We start from the raw sequence: 15188 nt of genomic DNA, 5'->3' as shown, positions 1-15188 counted from the left end.
CATGGCAGGGTTCCGGTTAACCACCAAGGTGCAGGTCAGCGGATGGCGCTTTCTGTTGCGTCGCGTCGAGCACGCGATCGTGCGTCGCGACACCCGCATGTTCGACGATCCGCTCCAGTTCTACAGCCGCGCAGTCTCTCTCGGCATCGTGATCGCCGTGTTGATCTGTCTGGGCGCCGCCCTGCTGGCCTACTTCAAGCCCCTGGGCAAGCGCGGCGGTGACACCCTCCTCGTCGACCGGAACACCAATCAGCTCTACGTCGTCATGCCCAACAACGGGCAGTTGCGGCCGGTGTACAACCTGACCTCGGCCCGGCTGGTCCTCGGCAACGCCGGTGCCCCAAAGGCGGTGAAGTCCGAGGAACTCGACCGCATGCCCAAGGGGCAGCCGATCGGCATTCCCGGTGCGCCGTACGCGACACCCGTTGCCGGTGAGGCGGAGTCGACCTGGACGCTGTGCGACACCGTGACCAAGGCCGAGAGCGTGGCGCCCGCCGTCTCCACGTCGGTCATCGTGCTTCCGCTCGTCACCGACGCCTCCGTCGCCCCGATGACGCCCGGGCAGGCAATGCTGGTGTCCTTCCAGGATAGGGACTGGCTCGTCACCTCCACCGGTCGCCATGCCATCGACCTGTCCGACCGGGCCGTCACCTCGGCGGTCGGCATTCCGGTGACCGCGAGGTCGACGCCGATCTCGGAGGGTCTCTACAACGCGTTGCCGAACGCGGGTCCGTGGATCTTGCCGCAGGTTCCGGGCGGTGGTGCGCCCAACACCCTTGGTTTGCCTGCGAATCTGGTCATCGGATCGATCTTCCAGACGGTGTCCGATTCAGGTGCCCAGCAGTACGTCGTCTTGCCCGACGGCGTGGCGAAGGTCAACGACACCACCGCAGCGGCCCTGCGGGCATCGAACTCCTACGGGCTGATCTCGCCACCGTCGGTGGAATCCAGCGTCGTCGCCAAGATCACCGAGCAGGTGTTCACCTCGCCGCTCCCGGCCACGCCGCTGCAAATGCTCCTGCGCGAGGACGCCCCGGCTCTGTGTTGGGCGTGGCAGCGGGCGCCGGGTGACCAGTCGCCGAAGACCACCGTGATCGCCGGACGGCATCTTCCGATCGCCGCCACCGCGATGAACACCGGTATCGACCAAATCGGCGGGGACGCAACGGTCTACATCTCCGGCGGACAGTACGTACGGCTGCAGTCACCGGATCCGCGGTATGGCGAGAGCCTGTACTACATCGACCCTCAGGGCGTGCGCTACGGACTGCCGAACGAGGACACCGCCAAGAAGTTGGGGCTCAACGCCCCGATGACCGCTCCGTGGCAGGTCGTCGGTCTCCTGGTCGACGGCCCGGTGCTGTCGAAGGAGGCCGCGTTGCTCGAACACGACACGCTGCCACCGGATCCCGATCCCAGGAAGATTCCCGACGGCAACCAACCCGCGGTGGCGGGTACCGGAGGTGGCTCGTGACGACGCGCAAGTTCACACCGATCATCAAGCGCGGGCCGCGACTGACGCCAGGTGAGATCAACGTGACCCCACCCGACGACCTCGGGGTGGAGATCCCGCCCTCGGGTGTTCAAAAGATCCTTCCGTACGTCATGGGCGGCGGCATGCTCGGCATGATCGCGATCATGATCTTCACCGGCATCCGCCAGCTGTCGCCGTACATGCTGATGATGCCGTTGATGATGGTGATGGGCACCGTCGGCTTCATGGCCGGCGGGGGTCCGGGCGGCAAGAAGGTGCCCGAGATCAACGCGGACCGCAAGGAATATCTGCGATATCTGGCAGGTCTGCGCACGAGGGTCACGTCTTCGGCGGCCGCGCAGGTGGCGTTCTTCAACTATCACGCACCGCATCCGGACGACCTGCTGTCGATCGTCGGCAGCAACCGGCAGTGGTCGCGCGCGTCGAACGCCGACTTCTTCGCGGCCGCCCGCATCGGCACGGGATTGGAGGCGGCCGTCGACCGGCTGCTCAAGCCCAACGTCGGCGGTGAACTCGCCGGCCCGCAGGCGGCACCGCAACCTCACCTCGAACCGGTCAGCCACATGTGGGTGACGAAGTTCCTCCGCACTCACGGGCTCATCCATGACTGCCCGAAACTCGTTCAGCTGCGGTCGTTTGCGACGATCGCGGTCGGCGGCGACCCGGCTGGCGCGGCGGCGCTGCTGCGGGCCATGATTTGCCACTTGGCCGTGTTCCATCCACCAGACCTGCTGCAGATTCGGGTGTTGACGGACAACCCGGAGGACCCCGACTGGGCGTGGCTGAAGTGGCTGCCGCACGCGCAGCATCAGACGGACACCGACGCCGCCGGCGCCACGCGACTGGTGTTCACCCGCCCCGACGGACTGTCGGACTTGGCTGCGCGCGGACCACATTCGGCCGACTCGGCCCCCACCGGCCCCTACGTCGTCGTCGTGGACCTGACCGGTGGACGCGCCGGCTTCCCCGTGGACGGTCGAGCCGGCGTCACGGTCATCACCCTCGGCAACCACCGGTCGGCGTACCGCATCAGGGTCGCCGACGACGGCACGGCCGACGACAGGCTGCCGAATCTGAACTTTCGACTGGTCACCAGCACGTCAGACCGGATGACCGCGGGCCAGGCCGGGCGCATCGCCCGCAAGCTCGCCGGGTGGTCGATCACCGGCACGATCATCGACAAGACCACGCGTGTGCAGAAGAAGGTCGCCACGGAGTGGCACCAGCTCGTCGGCGCACAGAGCGTGGAGGAGGTCACGCCGGCCAGGTGGCGGATGTTCACCGACCTCGATCGTGATCGGTTGCGCATCCCGTTCGGTCACGAGCTCAAGACCGGTGAGATCCAGTACCTCGACATCAAGGAGGGCGCGGAGTTCGGCGCGGGTCCCCACGGGATGTTGATCGGGACGACGGGTTCCGGCAAGTCGGAATTCCTTCGTACGCTGATTCTTTCGCTGGCGGCCACGCACCACCCCGACCAGGTGAATCTGTTGCTCACCGACTTCAAGGGCGGGTCGACGTTCCTCGGCATGGAGAAGCTGCCGCACACCGCGGCGGTGGTCACCAACATGGAGGAAGAAGCCGAGTTGGTCAGCCGCATGGGTGAGGTTCTCTCCGGTGAGCTGGACCGGCGGCAGTCGATTCTGCGCCAGGCCGGCATCCAGGTCGGCGCGGCGGGTGCCTTGTCCGGCGTCGCGGAATACGAGAAGCACCGTGAACGTGGAGCCGACCTGGCGCCGCTGCCCACGCTGTTCGTGGTCGTCGACGAGTTCGCCGAACTGTTGCAGAACCACCCCGACTTCATCCAGCTGTTCGACCGGATCTGCCGCGTCGGCCGGTCGCTTCGAGTCCACCTGCTGCTCGCCACACAGTCGTTGAACACCGGCGGCGTTCGGATCGACAAGCTCGAGCCCAACCTCACCTACCGCATCGCACTGCGGACCACCAGTTCGGCGGAGTCCAAGGCGGTGATCGGAACCCCTGAAGCGCAATACATCACGAATGCCGAGAGCGGCGTCGGCTTCCTCCGGGTGGGCATGGAGGACCCCGTCAAGTTCCGCAGTGTGTTCACCGGAACCAACTACGTACCGGCGTCCCAAGACGTCGACCTTGGCGACAGCACGCCCAAACACACCGCACAGAGTCCGTTGCGGATACGTCCGTTCACGGCGACGCCGATCGCCGAGCCGGTGACGCTGTGACGGTCCGAAGGCGATCGGGAGTGAGGATCGCAGCGAGGTACGAGCGAGGACCGGAGCGAGCGGGAGTCGAGAGATGACGGTCGAGCCAGAACAGCGGGTGCTGCGCGAGGTCGTCCTCGGTCAGCTGGGTACCGGCGAGATGCGGGCCTATCGAATGTGGTTGCCGCCGTTGACCGATCCAATGCCGGTGAACGAACTGGTCGCACGCGACCGGCGTCAGCCGCTGCGCTTCGGGCTCGGCATCATGGACGAACCCAGACGACACCGCCAAGAGGTGTGGGGCATCGACGTCTCGAGCGCCGGCGGCAACATCGCGATCGGCGGGGCACCCCAGACGGGTAAGTCGATGTTCCTGCAGACGCTGGTGCTCTCGGCGTCCGCCACGCACACCCCTCGTCAGGTCCAGTTCTACTGCGTGGACATGGGCGGCGGCGGTCTGATGTACCTGGAGGATCTACCCCACGTCGGCGGTGTCGCCACCCGTGCGGAACCCGACCGGGTCAACCGCGTCGTCGCGGAGATGAAAGCCGTTCTGCGGCAACGCGAGGCCACGTTCAAGCAGTATCGCGTCGGCTCGATCGCCTCGTATCGGCAGATGCGTGACGATCCCAGTCACCCGGCGTCTTCGGACCCGTTCGGCGACGTATTCCTGATCATCGACGGGTGGCCGGCGTTCGTCGCGGAGTTCCCCGACCTCGAGCCCGTGGTCCAGGACCTCGCCGGTCAGGGGCTGGCCTATGGCGTGCACACGATCATCTCGACGCCGCGGTGGACCGAGCTGAAGTCCAGGGTCCGTGACTATTTGGGAACCAAGGTCGAATTCCGGCTCGGCGACGTCAACGAGACCCAGGTCGACCGGATGACCCGGGAGATTCCCGCCAACCGGCCCGGCCGGGCGATCTCGACCGAGAAGCACCACCTGATGATGGGCGTGCCCCGGCTGGACGGCGTCTACAGCGCCGACGACATCGTGGCGGCGATGTCGGCCGCGGTCGAACACATCGCGTCGCTGCACACCGATCAGGCGCCGCAAGTGCGCGTCCTTCCCGAGCGGGTGTACCTGCACGAGCTGGATCCGAGCCCTCCCGGCCCTGGGTCCGACTACCGCACCCGGTGGACGGTGCCGATCGGCCTCCGCGAGTCGGACCTGTCGGTGGCGTACAGCCCGATGCACACCTCGCCGCACCTGCTCATCTTCGGCGCACCGAAGTCGGGCAAGACGCGCATCGCGCACGCGGTGTCGTCGGCGATCTGCGCACGCAACGACCCCTCCGAGGTCCGTTTCATGCTGGCCGATTACCGGTCGGGCCTGCTGGACGCGGTGCCGCAGAGCCACCTGCTGGCTGCTGGTGCGGTGAACAGGAACAACTCGACGCTCGAGGAGTCGATCAAGGCCCTGGCGGTCAACCTGAAGAAGCGGCTGCCGACGCCCGAGCTGACCACCGCTCAGTTGCGGTCGAGGTCGTGGTGGTCGGGTCCCGACATCGTGCTGTTGGTCGACGACTGGCACATGATCGTCGCCGCGAGCGGCATGCTGTCGCCGATGGCCCCGCTCGCGCCGTTGCTTCCGGCGGCGGCCGACATCGGATTGCACCTCATCGTGACGTGTCAGATGAGTCAGGCGCACCGCGCGACGATGGACAAGTTCGTGGGCGCCGCCTTTGGTGCGGGTTCACCGACGATATTCCTCTCCGGTGAGAAGGCCGAATTCCCAACCAGCGAGTTCAAGCTAAAGCGTCGACCCCCTGGCCAGGCACTTCTGGTGTCCCCGGACGGCAAGGAAGTCATCCAGGCGGCGTACGTGGACCCACCCGAAGAAGAAGTGTTCGCACCACCTCTGACGGCCCGGTAATATTCATACCGAAGTTCAGCAACACCGCTGGCGAATGGCCAGCAAAGGGATCGGGGGTTCGATTCCGCGGGGGAGCAATTACCGCTCCGCTCGGGCCACCGGCCCGATATGCAGTGAGATCGAATATTTGAGGAGTAGCGCAATGCAACCACTCGAACACAATCCGGGAGCGATCGGAATCGGTTCGCAGGTCGTCGCCAACGGTGTGCGCGGTCTGGCAACTGGCACCGCCGCCGGAGCCGAGGCCAGCGCACTTGCGCCCGCGGGCGCGGAAGAAGTTTCGATGCAGGCCGCACTCGCGTTCGCCACGGAGGCCATGCAGACGATGGCGATCAACGCCCTTGCGCAAGAAGAGCTGTCGCGTGCGGGTGCCGCATACGTCGAAGCCGCCGGTGTCTACACGGCCGCCGACGAATCCAGCGCAACCACTTTGCTGTAACTGCCACCGACGAAATTCTCGATTTCAGATTTGAGTCCAGCAAACCATGTCCGCAGTACCCGCAATGCTGGCGATGTTCTACGGAGCACTGCCCCCTGAGGTGAATACTGCGCGGCTCATGGCTGGTGCCGGCATCGAGCCGATGTACCAGGCGGCAGCCGGCTGGGAGATGCTCGCCATCTCACTGGAGACTCAAGCCGACGAGCTCGCGTCCAGCCTCGTGGCGCTGCAGGGCTCGTGGCAAGGCAGCGGGAGCGAAAGCGCGGTTCAGTCGACGACGCCGATGATCGCATGGCTGCGGACCGCCGCCATGCAGGCTCAAAAGCGGGCGATGCAGGCGATCGCGCAGGCCACGGCGTACACCACTGCGATGGTGACCACGCCGCCGCTGCCGGAGATCGAGATGAACCACGTCACGAACGCAACGTTGAACGCCACCAACTTCTTGGGCGTCAACACGGTGCCGATCGGAATGAACGAGTTCGACTACTTCGTGCGGATGTGGAATCAGGCTGCGGGCGCCATGGAGTCGTACCAGGCCGAGACCACGCTCAACACGATCTTCGAGCCCATTCCCCCGATGACACCGATCGTCATGCCGGGCGTGGGTGAGGCCACGAGTGCGATGGCGGTCGCGCAGAACGCGGCGATGCTGCCGGGTTCGATGATGCGGGAGGCGGCGTTTGCGCACGCCACCGCCGACGGCCAGCTGCAGTCGATGGCGCTCAAGGCGGGCAATGTGGCCAGCCAGGGAAACATGGCGGCTCAGCGCGCCGAGGGTGGTGCGCAAAAGGCGGAACAGGCCGGCCAGCAGTCGTCGAAGCAGGACAAGGGGGCCCAGCAGGGGGTGCAGATGGCCACCCAGATGTTGTCGCAGGGTGTGTCGATGGTTGGGCAGTTGCCGCAGCAGATGATGCAACCCGTCCAGCAGTTGTCCCAGCCGCTGCAGCAGATCACGCAGATCTTCAGTCAGGTCGGCAGCAATTTCGGAAGCGAACATGCGCAGATCGGTCTCATCGGCGCTAGTCCAATGTCGCCCCATCCGCTTGCCGGTGGCGCTGGAGCCAGTTCGGGCGCCGGGCTCGTGCGAGCCGCGTCGGTTCCCGGCCTCGGCGGGTCGTCGACCCAGAGCCAGCTGCTGTCGAAGCTGGTGGGTACCTCTACCACTCCGGTTCCTGCGGCAGGTGCCGCAGCGGGTGCGGGCGGTCCCGGTGCCGCACCGGTGGGTGGCGGCGGCGGGGCACCGATGGGGCACATGGGGGAACGGGGAAAGAGCGGCGGCAGCAGGGCTGCCCTGAAGGCGCCCTCGCCGCTGCCCTTGGACGACGAAGACGACGACGACTGGTAGGTCGTCGACGAAAGGACTTTCCGGCCGGAGGGGGCTGGAAGACTCGCCATCACCTTGGTGAGGACACAGTGAGAGAGAACAGGTAGACAGCAATGGCCCAGATGAATACCGATGCCGCTGTCCTCGCCAAAGAGGCCAGCAATTTCGAGCGCATCTCCGACGAGCTGAAGCAGGTCATCGCGGCGGTCGACATGACCGCCAACACGCTGAAGGCGCAGTGGACCGGTCAGGCCGGCGTCGCTGCTCAGACCGCGCTGCAGCGGTTCGACGCGGCTGCGGCAACGCAGATTCAAGAGCTCAACGACATCTCGAACAACATCCACACCTCGGGTGCGCAGTACACGTCGACCGACGACGACCAGGCCAGCACCCTCGCCAGCTCGATGAACATCTGAACATCACCAACGGAGACGGAGAATCAAATGAGTGAACAGACTTGGAACTTTGCCGGTATCGAAGGCGGATCCGGCGAGATCATGGGCGCCGTCGGTCAGACCGCGGGACTGCTCGACGAGGGCAAGGCGTCCCTCGCGTCGCTCGCCTCGGTGTGGGGCGGCACCGGTTCGGAGGCCTACCAGCAGGTTCAGGCCAAGTGGGACCAGACGTCCACCGAGCTCAACGCAGCGCTGCAGAACCTGGCGCACACGATCAGCGAGTCCGGCCAGACCATGGCCCAGACCGAGGCCGGCGTCACGGGAATGTTCGCGTAGACCACGCCGCACGACGGTGGGCGGGCCATCACGAGCATTGCCCCGCCCACCGCGTGAGCGTTCCGGTATGAGAAATGCCGTGGCGCACCACAACTTTGAAACGTGAGAGGTAATCCATGTCGGCGGACTATGACCGGCTCTTCCACTCCTCGGAGGCGGCGCAGCCCGAAGAGGAGACCGTGACCGTCGATCGGGAATCGGCGGCCGCGCCCGCCCCGAATCCAACTTCCCACCGGGCCGACTCGCCGTCCGGACCGTTGCCGGTCGGGCCGACATCGACGCAGGCCGCGGCGGCTCCGTCGACTGCGCCCCCGGCGCGGCCGACCGAGGTGACGATGCAGATGCCGCCGACGAAGGCCGGGGGTCAGCGGATTCAGAACGGGATGATGCGAGCGCCGCAGTCGGCGACGCAGGCCGGCGCGCGATTCGAGCAGCGCACCGCCACGCCCCCCACGCCCGCCCGCCCGGCAGCGGCTCCGTCGCCGTCGCAGCACTACGCCGAGGGCCAGCCCGAGAGCCGGACTCCGTGGGGTGCAACGGCCACCGCGCCACCTGCCCCGACTTCAGCCGCCACCATGGGCAACCACCGAGCCATCGACGCGTTGTCCCACGTCGGTGTGCGGTCTGCGGTGAAGATGCCGTCGCAGCGGGGATGGCGCCACATCGTCTACCTGCTCACCCGCATCAACTTGGGCTTGTCGCCCGACGAGATGTACGAGATGGATCTGCACGCACGGATCCGCCGCAATGCGCGCGACTCCTATCAGATCGGTGTCTTCGGGTTGAAGGGCGGCGTGGGCAAGACCGCCGTCACCGTGGCGTTGGGGTCGTCGTTGAGCAAGATCCGGGGCGATCGCATCCTGGCGGTCGACGCCGATCCCGACGGCGGCAACCTCGCCGATCGGGCTGGTCGTCAGTCCGCCGCCACCGTCGCAGACCTGTTGTCGGACAAGGAACTGTCGCGTTACAACGACATCCGCGCCTACACGAGCATGAATGGCTCCAACCTCGAAGTGCTCTCTTCGGAGGAGTACAGCGGGGCGAGGCGTGAGTTCAACGACGAGGACTGGAAGGGCGCCGTCGGCATCGTCTCGCGGTACTACAACCTGGTCCTCGCCGATTGCGGTGCCGGGTTGTTTCAGCCCGCCTCGCGGGGCGTCCTCTCGACGGTGTCAGGTCTGGTGATCGTCGCCAGTGCCTCGATCGACGGTGCCCGCCAAGCCGCTGTGACCATGGACTGGTTGCGGCAGAACGGGTATCAGGATCTGCTCGGGCGCTCCTGCGTGGTGATCAACCACGTCACGCCGGGCAAGCCGAACATCGACGTGGAGGACTTGGTGCAGCAGTTCGAGCGGCACGTCCCTGCGGGCCGGGTCGTCGTGCTGCCGTGGGACAAGCACATCGCTGCGGGCACCGAGATCCAACTCGACCTGCTGTCTCCTGAATTCCGTCGCCGCGTCACCGAACTGGCAGCAGCGCTGTCCGACGACTTCGATCGGCTCGAACGTCGTTGACCGCCACGGCCGCCGCACCCACTTCATCGGGCGTCACGCCCGGTAGGCCCTCGACCACGCGCGTCACGATCCTCACCGGTCGGCGTATGACCGACCTCGTGCTGCCGGCCGCAGCGCCGGTCGAGTCCTACATCGACGAGACGGTCACGGTGCTCGCCGAGATGCTGGAGGACACCCCGGCCGACGTCTTGGCCGGGTTCGACTTCAAGGCGCAGGGCGAGTGGGCGTTCGCGCGGCCGGGCGCGCCGCCGTTGAAGGCGTCGGAGTCCCTCGACGACGCGGGTGTCGTCGACGGTGCACTGCTGACCTTGGTCTCGGTCAGCCGCACGGAACGCTACCGGCCACTGGTCGAGGACGTCATCGACGCGATCGCGGTGCTCGACGAGTCACCCGAGTTCGACCGCGGCGCCTTGAACCGCTTCGTCGGGCTGGCCATCCCCGTCGTGTCGACGCTGCTGGCGGTACTGGTCCTGCTGAGTTGGGCGAAGACCGGGCACAGCTGGTGGTGGACGGTGGCGCTGGGGTTGTTGGGCGTCGCGATCTTCGTCGGCAGTGTGGTGGCGCGCAACCGATTCCAGAACGTCAGCTCGTCGGAGAGTCTGCTGATCGCATCGCTGGCGCCCCTGGCTGGTGCCGCGGCGTTGGCGGTCCCGCTGCCCATCGGCGTCGACGGGCTCGGGGCACCGAACATCGCCGGAGCGGCCGCGATCGTGCTGCTGCTGGTGCTGGCCACCCGCGGCGGCCCACGCAAGCGCGCCGAAGTCGCGTCGTTCATGGCTGTCGGTGCCGTCGCGGTGACGGCTGCGGCCGTGGCGTACGGCTACGGCTGGCAGGAATGGGTGCCGGCCGGCGCGATCGCCTTCGGCATGATCGTGGTGACCAACGCCGCCAAGATGACGGTGGCGGTCGCGCGAATTGCCTTGCCGCCCATTCCTGCTCCCGGTGAGACCGTCGCCAACGAAGAGCTGCTGGATCCGGTGTCCATGCACGAGGCCAGTGATGAGGAATCGCCTACCTGGCAGGCCATCATCGCATCGGTGCCGGAGTCCGCAGCCCGTCTGACCGAACGCAGTCACCTCGCCAAACAGCTCCTGGTCGGTTTCCTGTCCGCTGGCGTCGTGGTGCTGGCCGCGGGTGCGATCACCGTCGTGGTGCAGGGCCACTTCTTCATCCACAGCCTGATCGTGGCCGGCCTCGTCACCACGGTGTGTGCCTTCCGGTCGCGGTTGTACGCCGAGAGATGGTGTGCATGGGCGCTTCTGGCCGCAACCGTAGCCATCCCCACCGGTGTGGTGATAAGGCTGGCGCTGTGGAATCCGGACAGCGCATGGTTGGTGCTGAGCATCTACACCGCGGGTGTCCTGATCGCGCTGATCATGGTCGGGGCCACCGAAGGCGTACGTCGGGTATCGCCCGTCACCAAGCGCATCCTCGAGTTGCTCGACGGTGCGGCCATCGCCGCGGTGATCCCGTTGCTGCTGTGGATCGCCGGCGTCTACGACCTGCTGCGAAACATCCGGTTCTGAGCGGAGTGGTGTGAATGACGGGCCCCGGTAGTCAGCCTCCGCTGAAGGTCGACCCAGACCTGTTGAGCAAGTATGGCAATCAGCTGCTGGCGGCCGCTGGCGACTTGCCGGAGGCGCCACCACCCTTCACCGTGACGGGGGAGGACGCCATCAGCCAGGCCATTGCGGAGAAGCTTCCCAGCCTGGAGGGCGCGATCCAGGAGGCGCTTCCGCAACTGAAGGGCGAGGCGTCCACCACGGCCAACAACGTGGTCACCGCTGCCAGCCGGTATGCGGCGACCGATGCCCAACTCGCCGCCAATTACGAGAAGCACCAATTCGATTCGGCGAGCACCCCGGGCGGCGGAGGTGGTGCCGCGGGCGGGGCTGCCGGTGCGGGCGGCGGTACCGGCGCGATGGGCCAAATGAGTCAGATGATGAGCATGCCCATGCAGATGGCGAGTCAGGCCGCGCAGATGCCCATGCAGGCGATGAGTGCGTTGGGTCAAGTGCCGCAGGGCGTCATGCAAGGCGTGCAGCAGATTGGCCAGATGGCCGGGGGCTTGGGTGGCGGCGCGGCGGGATCGTCGACCCCTGATGCAGGGGCTGCGAAACCGGCCGAGGGCGCGGCCCCGCCGCCGGACGATCGTGGGGATGACGACGTCAAGCACGAGGTCGAGAAGGGCAGGCACGAAGCCGCCGCAGGCGACAAGGCCGCCGAACGCGCACCGGAGCCCGCTCCGAAGGAGGCGCCGGCCCCCACGGCCGCGCCGCAGGGTTCGCCGCGGCACGCGGCTCCCGATCCCTCGATCGACTCGTGACGCCTAGCTGTCTCCGGAGCAGCGCCCGTCTCAGACCGGCACGTCGGCGCTGAGCGCGTCGGACATCAGCACGCTCAGGTGCTGCCAGTACACCCAGTCGGCGATCGCATCCCGCTGAAGAGATGCGTCAAGAGCGTTGTGCGCCTTGTGAAGTGCGAGCTCCTGCATGTGGTCGGCGTAGACGACGAACGCCTCGAGATGGGAGGCGCCTCGGTCGGCGGAGGTACTCATCAACGGCTTGATCAGGTTGAACCAGAGGGCCGCCGACTTGTCCTCGGGAGCGGTGGAGTCCGCCGGCGCGACCGGCAGCAGATCTTGCAAGGCGGCGTCGCCGACCGATGCGAGCCGGGCCGCGGCGCTGGGGGCGATGACTTCGAGGCGGCTGCGTCCCTGCATCCTTCCGTTGTCGGGGATGTCGTCGCGTTGCAGGACGACCTTGGGGACGCCGGGGTCGAAGTTGGCGAACTGTTCCTTGGTGGCGATGACGGCGCGTAGTTTTTGGTCGTGGGCCTGGGCCCAGCCTTGGATGGCCAGGATCGGATAGGTGGCCCAGGTGCCGCGTTCGGTGGGGGCGATGGACTCGTCGGCGGAGGCCATCGTGACCTGGGCCGGCAGTTCGACCCCGTCGGGGATGTAGGCCAGCCCAAAGCTGTTGGCCACCACGATGGATCCGTCGGCGGTGAGTCCGGTGACCCAGTAGAAGCCGTACTGCGGTGCACCCATGTTGAGGGCGGCGGCGATGCGGCGGGCGTGGATGAGTGCGGCGTTGGCGTTGCCGCGGTGGCGTTGCATCGCGCCGGCGGTCGAGGCGGAGAGGATGGCGTCGCGCTCCATCCGGGCGGCCGAGACGGGCATGGGCGCCATGCCGGCGAGGGCGGGGTCGACCTTGCCGGTGGACGCGGGGTTGACGCCGGGACCGCTGTTCGCCGAGGCCGCGGGTTGCGCCGGTGTACCCGTTCCGCTGCCGGTGCCAGGCGGCGGGCCCGCCGGCGGTGGGGTGGCCGGGGGTCCGAGGGGCATCGGTGGCGGTGCCGGGGTGCTGGCGCCGGAGGAGCCAAAGGACCCACCACCGCCGGACATTCCGCCGCCGCCGCCACCGCCTCCGCCGCCTCCGCCAGTCGAACCTGCCGTGTGCTGGACGGGTGCGGCCGCGGCCGGATCGGTGGGCTGCGCCAGCGGCGTGGGAGGTGGGGCGGTGGCCGCGGCGGGGGACATGGTGGGCTGCTGGGTGGCCACGTTCTGTGCGGCGGAGAGGCCCTTGGAGAACTGGTCGGCCGGGGCCTTCTCGCCACCGCTGCCGCCGGGTCCGCCTGCGGCGCCGCCCTTGCCTTGAGCGTTCTTCGCATCGGCGGCGGGATCGGCCTTGGCCTGGAACTCCGCCTGCGAACCGGCTTTGGGGCCGGACGACACGTTGCCGGTGGATTGAGCCGGCGAGGATGACGATCCGCTCGAGGAGGTGCCGCCGCCGGACGATCCCGAGGACGGTCCACCTCCGCCTCCGCCGCCGCTCAAGCTGGGAGTGCTTGGCGTGCTGGGCACCGACGGGCGTGAGGGCCCGGGAGATCCTGGCTGTGGCGAGTAACCCGCATTTTGGACGTTTTGCGGGGTCTGTCTAGTGTCAGTGGTCGCCCGGTCTGTGGGCACTGGCGTAGATCCACCAGCTGTGACAACTTGCGGAGCCGCTGCCGCGGAAGTCTTAGCGTCATCGACCGGAACGGCATTCGGCTTTTCCGAGCCGGCTTTACTCGGCGCCGATTCGGTAAGAGTGGTGTTGCTGTCGGTCGGCACTGCCGAGCCAGGCGACCCCCCTACGGCGCTTGGTGCAGGCGCCCCAAAGTTGGGTATCTGCTCTTCAAACTTCGGAACGTCATTATCTGAAACGGGCGGGTATAATTGACCCGCCGCAATCGCACTTCCGGCAGCGCGGACGGCACCTTCGTTTGCTTGGCGGGCGCGCTCCACGATCGCTTTGATCGCGTTTTCTCGCTTCTGCTGGTCATCTTTCGACGACAGCGATCTCGACAATAAATCGTCGATAACTCGTTGTGCGGCGTCGCAAATTGACCCAATTTGCTCTTTTGCGTTTTTTATAGATTGATATGCGCTGCAGTGAAATTCGATGGCACTTGTTATGAGGCTGCCTATGTGCTCCATGGACTTGGCCGCCGCGTCGACCTTTTTCTTACCAGCATCCGATGCTTGCCCAAACCACGTGTTTCCCTCAAAAATAGACGTCTGGGACTTCAGCCAGGCGGCCCCGGCTCGATCAAGTTTGAGTGCTGTTTTTAGTAAATCGCCGGCACGATGTGCATGCGCGTCCTCGTCAGCCTCCGGCCACGCGTCCGGAGGCGTGGTCATCTGACTTTTGTACTGACCTGTTGGCCTTGGGATCGACATCGCCAATCACACCTCGACTGAGCTACACGCGGACAAAATCGTCTGATTGATTTTGTAAGCGACGTACCGTAACCAGCCGTCAGCGCTGACGTAGCTGTCACCAGCGCTCACATACCCTTTCAGGTAAGCGGCGGCAAGCACCGACAGGTCCTCGAGAACAGGATTACCTGATCCGCGGCCTACTTCGTCCATATTTTGGGCCCACGTCGTCACGTAGGGCATGGCTGCTTGTTGTTGCGAGCGTTGCTCAGGGGTCCACTGACCAGGAGTATTGGGGTCCAGTTTTTGCCATTCCGAAGTATTCGAGTTGAACTCGTCAGCTGCGCTGCTCCAGTCTTTACAGAACGCTCCGGAGCTATCAATGAAAGGCTTAATCTCCTGCGAGTCCTGCGGTTTGGCAACAGTCGTCGGCGGCGCCGGCTCGGGAACCGCGACTGATCGACTGGCCGAGCCGGTCTCAATTGCCTCGCACATCCCCAAAAGGGTCGCGCTGATATTAATATTTGCCGCCGCGAGGAAATCGTTTTTCGGGACATAGGTTGCAAGGCTGTCCGCGTAAGCCCGACCATACGCAGCAAACTGCTCGTACAGTTCACGAACGACTCTATGAGGTGTTTGTTTAGCTAGCGGGATGATCTGATCCGACGCAGTTCGCATCGCCACCCCCACAGCCTGCGCTTGTGCCTTCTGCTCAGGCGTCCATTCTCCGACCGGACCTAAGGTGCCACGCGCATCTGACCATCCATTTCTCTGGACATCGCCCAGACTATTGTTGATGCTCAAGAATGTTTTGCACGTGGGTTCGTCAGAAACGATCGATACAGGCCCAGTATCGCTCGCACTGGCGACGTCGCTTGCCCCACCCGTTGTCGGCGGGGTGGAACCTCCGTTGCCGTCCCGAGTGAA

Annotated in this window: 12 protein-coding genes; 10 read left to right on the top strand and 2 right to left on the bottom strand. The window is 66.1% G+C overall.

Going from position 1 to position 15188, the window contains the following annotated elements; all coding sequences use genetic code 11:
• Window position 1: 1 nt before the first annotated feature.
• From eccB to ABZ195_RS16670, 10 genes are all read left to right on the top strand, one after another.
• Window positions 2–1474, top strand: coding sequence for a type VII secretion protein EccB (gene eccB / locus ABZ195_RS16715; protein ID WP_355219585.1), 1473 nt, complete (start codon window positions 2–4; stop codon window positions 1472–1474).
• Window positions 1471–3696: a type VII secretion protein EccCa gene (gene eccCa, locus ABZ195_RS16710; RefSeq protein WP_355219583.1), complete on the top strand. Its 2226-nt coding sequence runs from the start codon at window positions 1471–1473 to the stop codon at window positions 3694–3696. Before eccB ends, eccCa begins: the two co-directional genes overlap by 4 nt.
• 73 nt (window positions 3697–3769) lie before the next feature.
• Window positions 3770–5548, top strand: a complete 1779-nt coding sequence (gene eccCb / locus ABZ195_RS16705) for a type VII secretion protein EccCb (protein ID WP_355219581.1) — start codon at window positions 3770–3772, stop codon at window positions 5546–5548.
• 142 nt (window positions 5549–5690) lie between these two features.
• Complete coding sequence (locus tag ABZ195_RS16700) at window positions 5691–5987, top strand: PE domain-containing protein (protein ID WP_355219579.1); 297 nt, start codon at window positions 5691–5693, stop codon at window positions 5985–5987.
• A gap of 46 nt (window positions 5988–6033) precedes the next feature.
• Window positions 6034–7335 (top strand): PPE family protein, encoded by a 1302-nt coding sequence (locus ABZ195_RS16695; protein ID WP_355219577.1) that lies wholly within the window; start codon window positions 6034–6036, stop codon window positions 7333–7335.
• Between the two features lie 92 nt (window positions 7336–7427).
• Entirely contained in the window at window positions 7428–7730 is a 303-nt protein-coding gene (locus tag ABZ195_RS16690; protein WP_355219575.1) for a WXG100 family type VII secretion target, read from the top strand.
• 27 nt (window positions 7731–7757) lie between these two features.
• Window positions 7758–8045: a WXG100 family type VII secretion target gene (locus ABZ195_RS16685; RefSeq protein ID WP_355219574.1), complete on the top strand. Its 288-nt coding sequence runs from the start codon at window positions 7758–7760 to the stop codon at window positions 8043–8045.
• A gap of 116 nt (window positions 8046–8161) precedes the next feature.
• The gene (locus ABZ195_RS16680) at window positions 8162–9559 is read left to right on the top strand and encodes a MinD/ParA family protein (protein WP_355219573.1); all 1398 of its coding nucleotides are present in this window, start codon (window positions 8162–8164) and stop codon (window positions 9557–9559) included.
• Window positions 9556–11085 carry a type VII secretion integral membrane protein EccD gene (gene eccD / locus ABZ195_RS16675; protein ID WP_355219571.1) on the top strand — a complete coding sequence of 510 codons (1530 nt, stop codon included), beginning with the start codon at window positions 9556–9558 and terminating at the stop codon, window positions 11083–11085. The genes ABZ195_RS16680 and eccD overlap by 4 nt, the downstream gene beginning before the upstream one ends.
• A 14-nt stretch (window positions 11086–11099) precedes the next feature.
• Window positions 11100–11885: a hypothetical protein gene (locus ABZ195_RS16670; RefSeq protein ID WP_355219569.1), complete on the top strand. Its 786-nt coding sequence runs from the start codon at window positions 11100–11102 to the stop codon at window positions 11883–11885.
• Between the two features lie 30 nt (window positions 11886–11915).
• Here the strand turns inward: ABZ195_RS16670 and ABZ195_RS16665 are convergent, their stop codons facing one another.
• Window positions 11916–13397, bottom strand: coding sequence for a hypothetical protein (locus tag ABZ195_RS16665; RefSeq protein WP_355219568.1), 1482 nt, complete (start codon window positions 13395–13397; stop codon window positions 11916–11918).
• Between the two features lie 891 nt (window positions 13398–14288).
• The gene (locus ABZ195_RS16660) at window positions 14289–15065 is read right to left on the bottom strand and encodes a hypothetical protein (RefSeq protein WP_355219566.1); all 777 of its coding nucleotides are present in this window, start codon (window positions 15063–15065) and stop codon (window positions 14289–14291) included.
• Window positions 15066–15188 lie beyond the last annotated feature (123 nt).

Source organism: Mycobacterium sp. NPDC006124, assembly GCF_040614235.1.
Lineage (GTDB): Bacteria > Actinomycetota > Actinomycetes > Mycobacteriales > Mycobacteriaceae > Mycobacterium.
This window is presented reverse-complemented; position numbering and strand designations above follow the sequence as displayed.

Bases quoted from the DNA above. Each gene is read 5' to 3' on its own strand.
- eccCb (WP_355219581.1), top strand. From the start codon at position 3,770: ATGACGGTCGAGCCAGAACAGCGGGTGCTGCGCGAGGTCGTCCTCGGT.
- ABZ195_RS16700 (WP_355219579.1), top strand. From the start codon at position 5,691: ATGCAACCACTCGAACACAATCCGGGAGCGATCGGAATCGGTTCGCAG.
- ABZ195_RS16670 (WP_355219569.1), top strand. From the start codon at position 11,100: ATGACGGGCCCCGGTAGTCAGCCTCCGCTGAAGGTCGACCCAGACCTG.
- ABZ195_RS16685 (WP_355219574.1), top strand. From the start codon at position 7,758: ATGAGTGAACAGACTTGGAACTTTGCCGGTATCGAAGGCGGATCCGGC.
- eccB (WP_355219585.1), top strand. From the start codon at position 2: ATGGCAGGGTTCCGGTTAACCACCAAGGTGCAGGTCAGCGGATGGCGC.
- ABZ195_RS16695 (WP_355219577.1), top strand. From the start codon at position 6,034: ATGTCCGCAGTACCCGCAATGCTGGCGATGTTCTACGGAGCACTGCCC.
- ABZ195_RS16690 (WP_355219575.1), top strand. From the start codon at position 7,428: ATGGCCCAGATGAATACCGATGCCGCTGTCCTCGCCAAAGAGGCCAGC.
- ABZ195_RS16680 (WP_355219573.1), top strand. From the start codon at position 8,162: ATGTCGGCGGACTATGACCGGCTCTTCCACTCCTCGGAGGCGGCGCAG.